Source organism: Bacillus sp. NP247, from assembly GCF_018966865.1.
Lineage (GTDB): Bacteria > Bacillota > Bacilli > Bacillales > Bacillaceae_G > Bacillus_A.
The window spans coordinates 4,298,481-4,313,419 of sequence record NZ_CP076653.1; the positions used below are offsets into that span (position 1 = coordinate 4,298,481).

Consider the following 14,939-nt stretch of genomic DNA (forward strand, 5'->3'; position numbering starts at 1 on the left):
ATATGAAATTTATAAATTGCTAAAGTATAGTTTTGTTATTTGTAATGTGTTTTAGTTTTATAGTGTATACTGGTGCCGACTTATTAAGGATTATAAATAAGTCGGTGTTTTAATTAGCATCCTTAATAAATACTATAGAAAGTTATGAATAAAAAACGATAAATAGTTACTATTAGAAATTTTGTAGGCACTTTCATGTCTAAATAATTTAGGGTTTTTTTCTTTGTTTAACATCACAAAAAATAGATAGAGGCATACACCTACATTCATTATTTTTACGTGAAATTTTAATTTGAAAATAGTTAAGCTATATGATTCAGATGGGCAGTATCTAATTAGTTCAAAGAAAACATTCGTTAAACTAATTAGCTATTAAATCAACTTGTTGCATAAATAGTTCGTATAACAATAATTGATATTGTTAAGGACATAGCTGCAGATATTTGTTGTAATTCCTGTTATGGAATTTTTAAATATCTGCAGATGTAATATAAGGGTGCTTTATTTTGAAAGAAATCTTTTGAAATGGTCATAATATGAATAATAATTAGATACAAATTTTAAAAAATGATGAAAGACTTAAGAAGGTGAATATATTGCTTAAACATTCACATTGGCAATTTATCTTATTAACAATAGCCCTAATATTCTATATAAGCTTTTGCTATATATTTTTATTTGTTTTTCCGAATCAATATTTCGTATCAGATTTTAATATCCGACTATCATCCTTAGTTGTTGAAACTACTGTATTTATCTCATTACTGTATTCTATATTATCCGGAAAAATTAAGTTAGGAGTATTCTGGGTTTGCATTACTATTGCAATAGGGTGTTTCTTGATAGGGAATTTTATATCCGCTTTTCAAGTACTTAATGTAGAATTGCCGATACAAAATTTTAATATCTCTGATGTGTTTTTGTTGTTTTTCTTATTCTTCTTTCTCTTTGCATTCTTTTATAAAATCATTATGGAATGTAACAAGTGGGAAAAGGCGTATTTACTTTGTGATTTATGTATTGTTGTTACTGCTATTTTTACATTAGAGTGGTACCTATTTAATAAACCTTCTGCAAATATCTTATTCTTATCAATTGGAGATGTTTTTCTTTCATTTATTTTTCCGATTATAGATTTATTGCTTCTTTTACTAGGAATTAGCCTGATCTTTCGACCAGCTATTTTTAATGCGAAAAGTAAATTATTTATTTTTATTCTCGTATTAACTGGATTGGCTATTACGGACTACTTGTATTTTTACTTACAAGATGATTTGTCAGATCGTTCACTTATATTATTAAGGTGTTTGTATAGAGTTTTCCTATTATTAATTGCTATTGCTGCTGCTATACCGAAGAATGCATCTTCTAGAAGGAATTATTTCATTATCGATCCCACATTTGGGAAGAAACTTCTTGTTATATTTCCTTATCTTGCAGTTGCGGTATTAATTGGCTTTACTTTAAAAGAGCAAACTTCCTCGGCTACACTTATTACTGGGAATTGTATTGCATTTGTATTTGTGCTGATTCGTCATACAATCGTACGAATGCAAAACAGAGATTTAACCGAGATGTTAAAAGTGTTTAATAATCAATTAGAACAAAAAGTATCTCAAAGAACAGAAGATTTAATAAACAAATCCAATGACTTGGTCAAAAATCAAGAGAGATTTAAGTCATTATATGAGTATCATCCAGATCCTATATTAACGATTGATTCAAATGGTACTGTGTTAAATATAAACCAGGCTGGAAGTATGTTATTAGGAAAAAACAGTAATGAATTAATAGGTAAAGAGTGCTTCTCAATTTTTTTAGATGAAGATAGATCTGAATTGGAAGCGGCTCTACAGGAAGGGAAACGATGCAGTTCGGCTTCGTTACAATTACGTGTGAAAAATAATAATGAGAAGGACATTCATTTTTGGTACGTCACCATTGTTCCTATTATGATAGAAGGGCAAACTTTTGGGAGTTATGTAATGGTAAAAGACATTACGAGAATGAAGCAACAACAAGATGAGATAAACTATCTAGCATTCCATGATACAGTGACGGGGATTGGAAATCGAATATTCTTCCAACAAGAATTAGAAAAATCCATTGGGCGTGCACAAAAAACGCAGGATGAATTTGGACTCTTGTATATAGATTTAAATCGTTTTAAGACTATTAATGATACACTGGGACATTCAATTGGTGACAGTGTTTTAAAAGAAGTTGCTAAACGTTTTAGGACATGTCTGTTACCGGCTATTCCTCTAGCGAGAATAGGGGGAGATGAGTTTGCAATCATAGTCCATAACCATACAGAGCAACAGCTATTGGATTTGTGTGAAACTCTATTTCGTATAACTGAAGAAGCATTTGTAGTAAATCAGCATAGCTTTTACTTATCTCTTAGTATAGGAATAGCAGTGTATCCGTTTGGAGGAATAAATACTACTACACTTTTACAACATGCTGATATTGCTATGTATAGTGCAAAGGAAAAAGGTAATAATGCTGTTTGCATGTATGACGAGACATTATCAAAAAAAATAACAAGACGATTACAATTAGAACAGGATTTACCTAATGCATTAGAAAATAATGAGTTGTTTCTATTATATCAACCACAAGTTGATAGTAAGGCTGGTATGGTTATTGGTGCAGAGGCTTTAATACGTTGGCAACATCCAGAGCTGGGGCTGATTTCACCCTTTGAGTTTATACCTATCGCGGAAGAAACATCGCAGATTATTTCAATTGGGAAATGGACGTTACAGGAAGCGTGTCGACAACTGAAAGAATGGCATTCTGTGGGCTATTCAAATCTAAAAATGGGGATAAATTTATCAGCTATAGAGTTTGAACAGAAGGACTTTGTTCAAACAATCATATCTACTATAGAAGAAGTAGGGGTACCTGCTAGTTCAATCGATTTAGAATTAACTGAGCGGATAGCAATGGTAGATGAAAAAGAAACGTTAGCGAAGTTAAAAGCATTAAAATCATATGGTGTACATTTATCAATTGATGATTTTGGCACAGGGTATTCTTCATTAGCATATCTCCCTTTGTATCCAATTGATACCTTAAAAATTCCAAGAGAATTTGTTAATAGGATCGGAAATTCTACTGATGGAAATGAAATTATTCATACCATTATTTCACTAGCGCATACTTTAAACATGAAAGTGATCGCAGAAGGGGTAGAAACGAAGGAACAATTAACAGTGTTACAACGTAATGCATGTTATCTAATTCAGGGCTATTACTACAGTAAACCTGTAAGTGAAGATGAATTCATCAAATTTTTAAGCACAATGTAGCGTCACCCTGTCTAAGAAAAATACAATCTAGACTTGTTTTTTGTTGAAATTATAACAAATAGAGGACAGCAAATTAACTGTCAAAATGTTTTAGCATTTAATTTGTCTTAATAGGAAATTCTATTGAGAAAAGACCTTATCTGATTTTAGTTTTAGAAAGGAGAGAAGTGGATGGATTCAATATGGCTAGAGTATGCGTGGGCATTATTAATTTTAATCGGATTAGAAGGTTTGTTATCAGCTGACAATGCCCTTGTACTAGCAGTTATAGCGAAACATTTACCCGAAGAAGAGAAAAAAAGAGCTATAAATTACGGAATCATTATGGCCTTCGTTTTTCGATTTGCAGCCCTATTTGCCATATCATTTATTGCAAATGTTTGGCAAATACAAGCGATAGGAGCAGCCTATCTTCTTTATTTAGGATTGAAGCATGTCATTCAGGCGCAATTCGGAAAAGACAATCAAAATATTCATAAGGACGATGAAAAGGAAGCGGCAGGTAAAAGCTACTGGTTCACAGTAGGAAAGATTGCATTAGCTGACCTTGCTTTCGCAATCGATTCAATATTAGCCGCAGTTGCTCTTGCCCTTGGTCTTCCAGATTCACCGCTAGAAGATTTCGGTGGTATGGATGGAGGCCAGTTCATAGTTGTACTTCTCGGAGGGATTGCCGGGCTTATTTTAATTAAATTTGCGGCAACTTGGTTTGTACAATTACTTGAGAAACGTCCAGCATTGGAAACAACAGCATATGCAATTGTTGCCTGGGTCGGTGTAAAACTCGCTGTAATTACACTTGCCCATGAGGATATTGGTATCTTAGACCATGATTTCCCGCACAGTACAACTTGGACTTTAATCTTCTACGGAGTATTAGTTGCTATTGCACTAATTGGTTGGTTTGCACCGGGAAGTAAGTCATCTCAGAATAATTCTAAAATGTAATACAAAGGTCAGAGCATTATGTGCTTTGTCCTTTGTAATGATATTTATATTGTGTATTTTTTGATTTAACGCTATAATTATAGTGTTAAAGATGGAATCGTGATATGACCTGTTATGAATCTATCATTTTATTTATGAATAAATGGACTGGTATTTTAGCAAGATGTGCTAATAAACTACTCCATCATGATGATAACGTGCCAAAAATGTGGTGCGTATATTTTCGTGGTGGAGTTTTTTTTATTCTCAAAAAGGGGGAGTAACCATGAACGACAGCATGGTTCATATTACAATTGATGACAAAGAATATAGTGCTGAGCCTGGTTCAACGGTACTAGGCATCATTAATGAGAACGGAATTGAACATCCACAAATTTGTTACGTGCCGGAAGTGGATCCGATTCAAACGTGTGATACTTGTATTGTAGAAGTGAATGGAAAGCTTGTGCGATCATGTTCTACAGTAGTGACGGACGGTATGAATATTGAATTATCCTCTATTAGTGCGAAGGCAGCACAACATGAGGCGATGGACCGCTTATTAGAAAATCATTTACTGTACTGTACGGTTTGTGACAACAATAACGGGAATTGTAAATTGCATAATACGGCAGAATTAATGGAAATTGAGCATCAAAAATATCCTTACGAGCCAAAAGTTGATGCAAGCGAAGTTGATATGTCTCATCCATTTTATCGCTATGATCCGAATCAATGTATCGCGTGCGGTCAATGTGTAGAGGTGTGTCAAAACTTACAAGTAAATGAAACGTTATCTATTGATTGGGAGGCAGAGCGTCCTCGTGTTATTTGGGATGAAGGAGTAGATATTAACGATTCTTCATGTGTAAGCTGCGGTCAATGTGTAACGATTTGTCCTTGTAATGCATTAATGGAGAAATCGATGCTTGGTGAAGCTGGATTTATGACTGGGCTGAAGCCGGATATTCTTGAGCCTATGGTCGATCTTATTAAAGAGGTTGAACCTGGATATAGCGGTATTTTCGCCGTGTCAGAAGTAGAAGCTGCAATGCGCGACACTCGTACGAAAAAGACGAAAACAGTATGTACGTTTTGTGGTGTAGGTTGTTCATTTGAAGTGTGGACGAAGGGCCGTGAAATTCTTAAAGTACAACCAACTTCTGAGGCACCTGTTAATGCGATTTCGACTTGTGTAAAAGGAAAATTCGGTTGGGATTTCGTGAATTCTGAAAAACGACTTACGAAACCTTTAATTCGTAAAAATGGAGTATTCGTTGAATCAAGTTGGGAAGAAGCGCTTCATGTAGTAGCGAATAAATTAGGCTCTATTAAAGAAGAGTACGGTAAAGGTTCTATCGGCTTTATTTCTTCTTCTAAAATTACGAATGAAGACAACTATGTTATTCAAAAATTAGCACGACAAGTGTTTGAAACGAACAATATTGATAACTGCTCACGTTATTGTCAATCACCAGCGACGGATGGATTGTTCCGTACAATTGGTATGGGCGGAGATGCAGGGACGATTAAAGATATTGCACAATCAGGCCTTGTTATTATTGTCGGTTGTAATCCGACAGAAGGTCATCCTGTGCTAGCGACTCGTGTGAAACGTGCACATAAACTTCACGGTCAAAAGCTAATTGTTGCAGATCTTCGTAAAACTGAAATGGCAGAGCGTTCAGATATCTTTATTAGTCCAAAGCAAGGGACAGATCAAGTATGGTTAATGGCTGTTACAAAATATATGATCGATCAAGGTTGGCACGATCAGCAGTTCATCGACGAGAATGTAAACTTCTTTGAAGATTTCAAAGATAGTCTTAAAGAATATACGCTTGAATATGCAGAAGAGATTACAGGTATTTCAAAAGAAACTCTCGTTCAAATGGCCGAGATGATTCGTGATGCAAATGGTACGTGTATTCTTTGGGGTATGGGTGTAACGCAAAATACGGGTGGCTCAGATACTTCCGCTGCGATTTCAAACTTACTTCTTGCAACAGGAAATTATCGCCGTCCAGGTGCTGGTGCATATCCACTTCGAGGTCATAATAACGTACAAGGTGCTTGTGATATGGGAACTCTCCCAGGTTGGCTTCCGGGATATCAACACGTTACTGATGATGTAGAACGTGCGAAATTTGAAATAGCTTACGGAGTAAAAATTGATAATAAACCAGGTCTAAATAACATTGAAATGCTTCACGCAATTGATGAAGGGAAAATGAAAGCTATGTATCTTGTTGGAGAGGATATGGCTCTTGTAGACTCTAACGCAAATCACGTACATGAAGTGTTATCAAGTCTTGAATTCTTTGTCGTTCAAGATGTGTTCCTTTCTAAAACAGCTCAATACGCTGATGTCGTATTACCAGCAGCACCATCTCTTGAAAAAGAAGGTACGTTTACAAATACAGAACGTCGTGTACAAAGGTTATATCAAGTACTGCCGGCGCTAGAAGATGCGAAACCGGACTGGTGGATTGTGCAGGAAATTGCGAATAAGTTAGGTGCGAACTGGAACTACAGTCATCCAAGTGAAATCTTTGCTGAAATGGCAAGTTTATCACCTTTATTCGCACACGCAAACTATGAAGTGCTTGAAGGATGGAACAGTTTCCACTGGGGAAGTTTTGATGGAACGAATACGCCGCTTCTATTTAAAGATGGATTTAATTTCCCGGACAAAAAAGCTCGTTTTGCGATAGCTGATTGGGTACGTCCTGCTGAATTTCCAGCAGAATACGATCTTCACATTAATAACGGTCGTATGCTTGAACATTTCCATGAAGGGAACATGACAAATAAATCAACTGGTATTCAATCGAAAGTACCAGGTGTTTTCGTTGAAGTTTCTCCAGAGTTAGCAAGGGAACGTGGAGTGAAAACTGGTTCGTTAGTACGCCTTGTTTCTCCATTCGGAGCACTTAAATTACGTGCGCTTGTAACAGATCGTGTAAAAGCGAATGAGCTGTATTTACCGATGAACTCGACTGATAATGAAACGGCGATTAATTTCTTAACTGGTCCGGCAGTCGATCAACGTACGAATACACCTGCGTATAAACAAACGAAAGTACGTATGGAAGTGTTACAAGTAGAAGGAGAGAATCCGATGCCAAAAACGAACCCGCGTAATAAAAAGCGTCACCCTCAAAACGGCATTGAGGTAAATCGCAAGTGGGCTCGTCCAGGATATGTACACTTAACGGATAACTAGGGAGGAAAAAAGAATATGGCAGCACCTATTCAAGCGATCCAGAAGCAGGAGCTAACGGAGGAAGAACGAAAACAACAAAAACTCGAAGATTTAAAAGAACTTCTAGCTAATAATGAAGAAGCTTTAAATCAAATGTTTAATATAGTAGGTGAACTGAATGACATTGGGATGCTAGAAGCTGCAAATTCTATGCTGAAAGCGAAAGAACCAATCGCAAAAATTGTTCTAGGTCAAGTCACCCGTGAACCAGTTACAAATTTAATTAATAATATGATGGGCGCTGCAGGAGCTTTAACAGAACTTGATCCGGAACTTACTAAAAAACTTATAGGTAGTGCATTAATAGGTATGGATGAAGGGAATCAGCATCTGCAAAGTAATAAAAAAGTAGGAATATTAGATTTGATGAAAGTACTTAAGGATCCAGATATTAACCGTGCTATCGGATTTGGTCTTCATTTCTTAAAAGGCATGGGTAAAGGGTTAAAAGAAGAATAGATAAGCAACAATAATAGTATTTCATATGTGATTTGTTTACTTGAGATAAAAAGATGATCCATTTCGTCTCATTATTAAATAGTTGGACGAAATGGTCATTTTGATAAAATGGTTATAATGGAATAATATTTGAAAAGTAAGTGTTAATTAGTTGGGGAGGAATGAGAGTATGTCAAAAATGGTACATGAATTTAATGATATGATTCGAAAGCTTCGAAAAGAGTTGTTCGGGAAAGGGCCGGAACGAATTCATACTGTATTTGCTGAAAATATGGCTATAGCTACACTTTATGGGAATTTGACACCTACAGAGAAATTCATTTCGGGAACGATGGATGGAGCGGAAATGGTTCATATGGCTCGAACGAAAATGATTCAAGAAGTTTATGCTGCCAATTCTCGTGAACATTTAGAAGAACTCGTTGGGGCGAAATTAGTTCATCTGTTTTCTGATATGAAAGTGGATGAAGATATTGCAGTTTCGGTGTTTGTCTTTGATAAAAATATAACGTGAGAGAAGGATACTCATCGTGAAATCGATTCAGGTGGAACGGGAAATCTTCAAATATGAGCAAGGGGAATTTAAACATATAGAGGACAGCATTGTAACAGAGTTTCCTGTTACGGTTAAAATTAACGGCCAGGAATTTGTTACAATGGTTAGTACTCCAGAGTATATTGAAGATATGGTAATCGGCTTTTTAGCCTCTGAAGGCATTATCCGAAAGTATGAAGATATTGATGAAATATGGGTGCAAGAAAAAGAAGGCTATGTCCATGTAAAAACGACGAAAATCAATCCTTATTATCGTGACATGCAAAATAAACGTTATATTACTTCGTGCTGTGGAATGAGTAGGCAAGGGTTTGTTTTCGCAAACGATGCGCTGACTGCGAAAAAAATGAATGATATTCGCGTAAAAATCTCTGCCGAGGATTGTTTTCGGTTAATGAATGATATGCAGCAATCTGCGTCGACGTTTCAACATACAGGCGGCGTTCATAATGCAGCTTTATGTGATGTGAATGGAATTATTTTAAGCCGGATGGATATAGGAAGACATAACGCTTTAGATAAAATTTACGGCTATTGTTTAAAAAATAACATTTCGATTGGTGATAAAATTATTGTTTTTAGCGGACGTATCTCTTCTGAAATTCTATTGAAAGTTGCGAAAATTGGCTGTGAAGTAATATTGTCAAAATCAGCTCCAACTGAGTTAGCATTAGAGCTAGCGGAGCAGTTAGGGATTACTACAATAGGCTTCATTCGTAATAAATCTTTAAATGTATATACGCATCCAGAGCGGATTGTAAATATAAATAAGTAGAAACGAGGCAATAAATATGAAATCTGTTACATTAGACAAATTGGATCGTCCTTTAAAGGACTTGCGTATTTCTGTTACTGATCGTTGTAATTTTCGCTGTCGATATTGTATGCCGGAGGAAATATTTGGTCGTGATTATTCTTTTTTGTCTAATGATAAAATTTTATCTTTTGATGAAATTGAAAGGATTACACGTATTTTCGTTTCTTTAGGTGTAAGAAAGTTACGCATTACTGGGGGAGAGCCTTTACTTCGAAAAGGCCTACCTGAACTCATACAACGGTTAAACGAAATTGAAGGAGTAGAGGATATCGGTTTAACGACAAATGGATCATTACTTAAAAAATTTGCTCCGGATTTATATAAGGCGGGTTTATCTCGTGTGACAGTTAGTTTAGACTCGTTAAATGAAGAGCGATTCTCTTATTTAAATGGGAATAGAAGTAAAGTGAAAACGGTTCTTGCAGGAATACAGGCTGCAGCGGAAGCCGGAATGAAAATTAAAATGAACATGGTTGTTCAAAAAGGGAAAAATGAACAAGACATCGTTCAGATGGCAGAGTACTTTAAAGAGAATAAGCATATCCTTCGGTTCATTGAATATATGGATGTCGGAAATTTTAACGGCTGGGAATTAGGCGAAGTAGTTTCTAAGCAAGAAATAGTAGAGATGATTCATAAAGTTATGCCGCTTGAACGTATTGAAGCGAACTATCCTGGTGAAGTTGCGACACGTTATCGCTATATCGGTAGTGATGAAGAAATAGGAATTATTTCATCTGTAACAGATTCGTTCTGTTCATCATGTACAAGAGCACGTATTTCCGCAGAAGGAAAATTGTATACATGTTTGTTTGCTTCTAAAGGAAACGATCTTAAAGAATTACTTCGCTCTGGATATACGGATGAGGAAATTACCGATATTATTCGTGACATTTGGAATAATCGTTCCGATCGCTATTCAGAAGAACGGTTAACGAATACAAGTAACAAAACAATGCCGAAAATTGAAATGTCGCATATCGGTGGCTGAGAAACTACTATGAATATGGATTCTCTTTGTTAACGTAAATAGTGGGAAATGTGCAAGTTTTGCACACTTTCTATAAGTATAGTAAAAATGATGATTGATATTTCTGTAAGAGATATGCAGAGAGATTAAGCAGCATTCAAAAATCCTTACGATGTTAAGGTTTTTTGGTGCTGCTTTTTTTGATTAGAAAAATGGAGGAATTGGTTATGGCATTTCATAAACCGGAACAAATCGCGGCACTTGTGATTGAATCCGGTGTTCAAAAGGTAAGGCAACCGCTATCCGCGATGCTTATTCTTGGCTTTTTAGGAGGAGCATTCATTTCGTTAGGATTTTTACTTAATATTCGTGTTCTAGGTAATGTACCGGAGCAATGGGGAAGCTTAGTCAATTTTATAGGAGGAGCGGTTTTTCCAATCGGACTTATGCTCGTTGTTTTGGCGGGAGGAGAATTAATTACAGGAAATATGATGTCAATGGCCATGGCACTGTATGCGCGGAAAATTTCATTGAAACATGTGTTACACAATTGGACCTGGATTACTTTAACTAATTTCGTCGGTGCGCTTTTCGTAGCGTATTGTTTCGGTCATCTTGGCGGGCTTACAGAGGGGGCGTATTTAAATAAAACGATAGCGATAGCTCAAGATAAGTTACATGAATCTTTCGGGAGAACGTTAATTTTAGCAATTGGTTGTAACTGGCTCGTTTGCCTAGCAATTTGGTTAGCATATGGAACGAATGATTTAATTGGGAAGATTGTTGGAATATGGATTCCGATTATGGCATTTGTCGTCATTGGATTTCAGCAAGTAGTAGCAAATATGTTTGTCATTTCAGCAGTTATTTTTGCGGGGCACCTTACGTGGATGGATCTTGCGAAAAACTTTGTGCCAGTCTTTATCGGAAATGTAATTGGCGGAGCGGGATTTGTTGGATTCGCTTATTTTTCTTGTTATCAGAAACAAAGTGCTACCGAAGAAGATGTATTGAAAAAATAACAGTATATGAAAGGAAGGCACCTCATGATAGAGCGGTATTCACGACAACAGTTGTTCACTCCTATTGGAAAAGAAGGGCAAGAGAAGATTAGAAATAAGCATGTATTAATAGTAGGGGCAGGTGCATTAGGAAGTGCAAGTGCGGAGGCGTTTGTACGTGCAGGTATCGGGAAATTAACGATTATTGATCGCGATTACGTAGAATGGAGCAATTTACAGCGGCAACAACTTTACGCTGAACAAGATGCGATAGAAAAGTTGCCAAAAGCAATCGCAGCGCAGAATCGTCTCAAACAAATTAATTCAGACGTGCAAATTCAGGCGCTAGTAATGGATGCAAGAGTAGATAATATGGAGGCTTTATTAGATGGTGTCGATGTCATCATTGATGCAACAGATAATTTTGATATTCGATTCGTGATGAATGATTTATCACAAAAATATAATATCCCTTGGATTTACGGTTCTTGTGTCGGATCGTACGGTATGAGCTATACAATTATTCCGAAGAAAACACCGTGCTTACATTGCGTGTTGAAAAGTGTTCCTGTTACAGGAGCGACGTGTGACACAGTTGGAATTATTAGTCCAGCTGTTCAAATTGTCGCTGCCTATCAAGTGGCAGAAGCATTCAAAATTTTAGTAGAAGATTACGCAGCAATTAGAAAAACGTTTTTAATGTTTGATATATGGAGTAATCAATATCATTCTATTAAACTAGAAAAAATCAAAACGGAAGGCTGTCCTTCGTGCGGAACAAATAGAACTTATCCTTATTTATCATACGAAAATCAAACGAAGACAGCTGTTTTATGCGGAAGAAACACAGTTCAAATTAGACCGGCGCATAATAATCATTACAATTTTGACGATTTAGAAAAAGTATTAAAAAAACACGGAAAAGTTGATCGGAATCCGTATTTGCTCTCTTGCCAATTCGAAGAGTATCGCATCGTCATTTTTCAAGATGGGCGCGTGTTTATTCACGGAACGAATGAAATTCAAAAAGCAAAACAACTTTACTATCGGTTATTAGGATAATAGAAAGGGATTGGTAATGATGGAAAGAAGAGTGCCAATTACAGTTGAAGAGGCTGTTCGTAAAGTGATGGAATTTGCTAATTATGGTGTAAAAGAACTAGTACCACTGGAATTAGCATACGGACGTACATTAGCAGACGATATAGTAGCGGATCACGATGTTCCTTCCTTCAATCGCTCGCCATATGATGGATTTGCTATTAGGGCAGAAGATACTTTACGAGCAAGTCGTGAGAATCCGATCGTATTTGAAGTCATCGGTGAAATTGGAGCAGGTTCCGTATTTCCTAAAGAAGTAGGAGCGTTTCAAGCAGTTCGAATTATGACAGGGGCACAAATTCCGAAAGGATGTAACGCGGTCGTCATGCTAGAACTCACTCGTCATCGTCAATATGAGAATATCGGAAAAAGCTATATGGAAGTGAGACGCTTATTTAAAGAAGGGGACAATATATCCTTTCAAGGTGAAGATGTTCAGAAAGGAACCGTTCTCGCAAAAAGAGGTGGTTACATTAATCCAGGTATTTCAGCTCTTCTTGCTACATTCGGTTATAGCGAAGTGCCAGTAGCGAAAAAGCCCATAATTGGACTATTAGCGACTGGGAGTGAACTTCTCGATGTAAATGAAGAACTACAGCCTGGGAAAATTCGAAATAGTAATACGTATATGATATCGTCTCAAATTCGAAGAGCAGGTGGAAGAGTAAAATACTTCGGGAAGTTTAGTGACGATTCTAATACGTGCTACGAAGCAGTGAAAAAAGCGTTAAGCGAAGTGGATATGTTAATTACAACTGGTGGTGTTTCGGTAGGCGACTATGACTATTTGCCAGCTATATACGAAAAATTAGGCGCATCAGTTCTTTTTAATAAAGTAGCCATGCGGCCGGGTAGCGTCACGACTGTAGCGCAATTAAACGGAAAATTATTATTTGGATTATCAGGTAATCCATCTGCTTGCTATGTAGGTTTTGAATTATTCGTAAAACCTAGCATTCGTGCGTATATGTTTAGCGAAAAACCACATGTAAAACGAGAAAAAGCAATGCTCGGAGAAGATTTTCTAAAACCGAATCCATTTACAAGATTTGTACGAGGTAAGCTTCAGTATAACGAAGGACAACTAATCGCTTATCCATCAGGATTTGATAAATCTAGTTCCGTTTCTTCATTAGCAGAATCAAACATTTTTATCGTCCTACAGGGCGGAACGAGAGGATATAAGAAAGGGATGTTTGTAGACATTCTTTTATTAGAAGATAACGAAGGTAGTGAATGGCCTTGGACATTCCGTAAAGTGGGGAGAGGTTTTGATGGGACAAGCACGATTTGAAATTGTAGATACGCCGATTGTAGTGGAAGAAGTAACGGATAAAGTAGCAAGAAGAGAAGCAGGAGCAATTACAACTTTTATTGGAACGGTTAGAGAAGTAACGAAAGGGAAACGAACGTTACACCTTGAGTATGAAGCATATAAACCGATGGCGGTAAAAAAGCTTACTGAAATTGGAGCAGAAATTAAGAAACAGTGGCCGGATACAAAAATAGCAATCACGCACCGAGTAGGACGACTAGAAATAATGGATATTGCCGTTGTTATTGCAGTATCGTCGCCGCATCGTAAAGTAGCTTATGAAGCGAATGAATACGCAATTGAACGTATAAAGAGAATCGTCCCAATTTGGAAAAAAGAATTTTGGGAAGATGGAACGGAGTGGATTGGAGATCAACTTGAAAATACTCCATATCCAGAAGGAAAACCAAAGAAAGAAGAATGAGAGAATGATTACAATTTTACTGTTCGCAAATTTACGAGAAGAAGTTGGCTCAGAGAGATTAGTAATAATAGAAAAAAGAGAGATAAATGTTCAGCAATTGAAAAAATGTCTGGAAGATAATTATCACTTACAATCGCTGGATACAGTTATGGTAGCGATTAACGAAGAATTTGTAACGGATGAAGATATTGTAAAAGCCGGAGATACAGTAGCGTTTATCCCGCCTGTAAGTGGAGGTTAATTCTTTCTATTTGAATATCTTATCTTTCATACGTTAAGGAGGATCATTATGAGTGAGTTTTCGCACTGGAACGAAGAGGGAAGAGCTAAAATGGTTGATATTTCTCAAAAGGATATTTCAACACGTACAGCTGTAGCGCAAAGTACAATTGCTTTATCAAATGAATTATTTGAAGCAATTCAAAGTGGTGGATTGAAAAAAGGAGACCCGCTCCAAGTAGCACAAGTAGCTGGAATAATCGGTGCTAAAAAAACAGCGGATATTATTCCGATGTGTCACCCGATATTAATCCAAGGAACTGATTTTACGTTCCATTATGAAAAGTCAAGTGATGGGTATGAGTTAACGATACGAGCAACCGTAAAATGCAGTGGGAAAACAGGTGTAGAAATGGAAGCATTAACGGCCGTATCAATCGCTGCCCTTACTTTTTACGATATGTGTAAAGCTGTTGATAAAACGATGGTTATGAAAGAAACGTATTTAGTGCAAAAAACGGGTGGGAAAAGCGGAGACTTTTTCCATCAGGTGAAATGAATATAATGG

13 protein-coding genes and 1 pseudogene are annotated in these 14,939 nt (G+C 36.6%); all 14 read left to right on the forward strand.

Features of this window, described 5'->3' with window-relative positions; genetic code table 11:
* Window positions 1-596: 596 nt before the first annotated feature.
* The 14 genes and pseudogenes from KPL75_RS22425 to moaC all read left to right on the forward strand — a co-directional run bounded on the left by KPL75_RS22425 (window position 597) and on the right by moaC (window position 14,930).
* On the forward strand, window positions 597-3,317 hold the full coding sequence (locus tag KPL75_RS22425) for a sensor domain-containing protein (RefSeq protein WP_219917835.1): 2,721 nt from the start codon (window positions 597-599) through the stop codon (window positions 3,315-3,317).
* A 171-nt stretch (window positions 3,318-3,488) separates the two neighbouring features.
* Window positions 3,489-4,265, forward strand: coding sequence for a TerC family protein (locus KPL75_RS22430; RefSeq protein ID WP_002012018.1), 777 nt, complete (start codon window positions 3,489-3,491; stop codon window positions 4,263-4,265).
* A gap of 104 nt (window positions 4,266-4,369) precedes the next feature.
* Window positions 4,370-4,562: pseudogene (locus tag KPL75_RS22435) on the forward strand (hypothetical protein).
* Window positions 4,531-7,470: a formate dehydrogenase subunit alpha gene (fdhF, locus tag KPL75_RS22440; protein WP_219917836.1), complete on the forward strand. Its 2,940-nt coding sequence runs from the start codon at window positions 4,531-4,533 to the stop codon at window positions 7,468-7,470. Before KPL75_RS22435 ends, fdhF begins: the two are co-directional and overlap by 32 nt.
* 15 nt (window positions 7,471-7,485) lie before the next feature.
* The gene (locus KPL75_RS22445; protein ID WP_219917837.1) at window positions 7,486-7,968 is read left to right on the forward strand and encodes a helical membrane plugin domain-containing protein; all 483 of its coding nucleotides are present in this window, start codon (window positions 7,486-7,488) and stop codon (window positions 7,966-7,968) included.
* A 169-nt stretch (window positions 7,969-8,137) separates the two neighbouring features.
* A complete protein-coding gene (locus KPL75_RS22450) occupies window positions 8,138-8,482 on the forward strand; it encodes a Na-translocating system protein MpsC family protein (protein ID WP_016094390.1) in 345 nt (114 codons plus the stop codon).
* Between the two features lie 16 nt (window positions 8,483-8,498).
* On the forward strand, window positions 8,499-9,299 hold the full coding sequence (gene fdhD, locus KPL75_RS22455) for a formate dehydrogenase accessory sulfurtransferase FdhD (protein WP_219917839.1): 801 nt from the start codon (window positions 8,499-8,501) through the stop codon (window positions 9,297-9,299).
* Window positions 9,300-9,315: 16 nt separating this feature from the next.
* Window positions 9,316-10,332: a GTP 3',8-cyclase MoaA gene (moaA, locus tag KPL75_RS22460; protein ID WP_219917840.1), complete on the forward strand. Its 1,017-nt coding sequence runs from the start codon at window positions 9,316-9,318 to the stop codon at window positions 10,330-10,332.
* A gap of 206 nt (window positions 10,333-10,538) precedes the next feature.
* Window positions 10,539-11,333, forward strand: a complete 795-nt coding sequence (locus KPL75_RS22465; RefSeq protein WP_033708958.1) for a formate channel — start codon at window positions 10,539-10,541, stop codon at window positions 11,331-11,333.
* Window positions 11,334-11,357: 24 nt separating this feature from the next.
* Window positions 11,358-12,374: a molybdopterin-synthase adenylyltransferase MoeB gene (locus tag KPL75_RS22470; RefSeq protein ID WP_219917841.1), complete on the forward strand. Its 1,017-nt coding sequence runs from the start codon at window positions 11,358-11,360 to the stop codon at window positions 12,372-12,374.
* Window positions 12,375-12,393: 19 nt separating this feature from the next.
* Complete coding sequence (glp, locus tag KPL75_RS22475) at window positions 12,394-13,707, forward strand: molybdopterin molybdotransferase MoeA (RefSeq protein WP_219921150.1); 1,314 nt, start codon at window positions 12,394-12,396, stop codon at window positions 13,705-13,707.
* A complete protein-coding gene (locus KPL75_RS22480; protein ID WP_219917842.1) occupies window positions 13,688-14,152 on the forward strand; it encodes a molybdenum cofactor biosynthesis protein MoaE in 465 nt (154 codons plus the stop codon). Before glp ends, KPL75_RS22480 begins: the two co-directional genes overlap by 20 nt.
* Window positions 14,153-14,156: 4 nt before the next feature.
* Complete coding sequence (moaD, locus tag KPL75_RS22485; protein WP_219917844.1) at window positions 14,157-14,393, forward strand: molybdopterin converting factor subunit 1; 237 nt, start codon at window positions 14,157-14,159, stop codon at window positions 14,391-14,393.
* Window positions 14,394-14,441: 48 nt separating this feature from the next.
* Window positions 14,442-14,930, forward strand: a complete 489-nt coding sequence (moaC, locus tag KPL75_RS22490) for a cyclic pyranopterin monophosphate synthase MoaC (RefSeq protein ID WP_219917845.1) — start codon at window positions 14,442-14,444, stop codon at window positions 14,928-14,930.
* Window positions 14,931-14,939 lie beyond the last annotated feature (9 nt).

What these genes read in the sequence shown, in the direction of transcription:
- moaC (WP_219917845.1), top strand. Translation starts at nt 14,442, where the DNA reads ATGAGTGAGTTTTCGCACTGGAACGAAGAGGGAAGAGCTAAAATGGTT.
- moaD (WP_219917844.1), top strand. Translation starts at nt 14,157, where the DNA reads ATGATTACAATTTTACTGTTCGCAAATTTACGAGAAGAAGTTGGCTCA.
- KPL75_RS22445 (WP_219917837.1), top strand. Translation starts at nt 7,486, where the DNA reads ATGGCAGCACCTATTCAAGCGATCCAGAAGCAGGAGCTAACGGAGGAA.
- KPL75_RS22480 (WP_219917842.1), top strand. Translation starts at nt 13,688, where the DNA reads ATGGGACAAGCACGATTTGAAATTGTAGATACGCCGATTGTAGTGGAA.
- KPL75_RS22465 (WP_033708958.1), top strand. Translation starts at nt 10,539, where the DNA reads ATGGCATTTCATAAACCGGAACAAATCGCGGCACTTGTGATTGAATCC.
- moaA (WP_219917840.1), top strand. Translation starts at nt 9,316, where the DNA reads ATGAAATCTGTTACATTAGACAAATTGGATCGTCCTTTAAAGGACTTG.
- KPL75_RS22470 (WP_219917841.1), top strand. Translation starts at nt 11,358, where the DNA reads ATGATAGAGCGGTATTCACGACAACAGTTGTTCACTCCTATTGGAAAA.
- KPL75_RS22430 (WP_002012018.1), top strand. Translation starts at nt 3,489, where the DNA reads ATGGATTCAATATGGCTAGAGTATGCGTGGGCATTATTAATTTTAATC.
- fdhF (WP_219917836.1), top strand. Translation starts at nt 4,531, where the DNA reads ATGAACGACAGCATGGTTCATATTACAATTGATGACAAAGAATATAGT.
- glp (WP_219921150.1), top strand. Translation starts at nt 12,394, where the DNA reads ATGGAAAGAAGAGTGCCAATTACAGTTGAAGAGGCTGTTCGTAAAGTG.
- KPL75_RS22450 (WP_016094390.1), top strand. Translation starts at nt 8,138, where the DNA reads ATGTCAAAAATGGTACATGAATTTAATGATATGATTCGAAAGCTTCGA.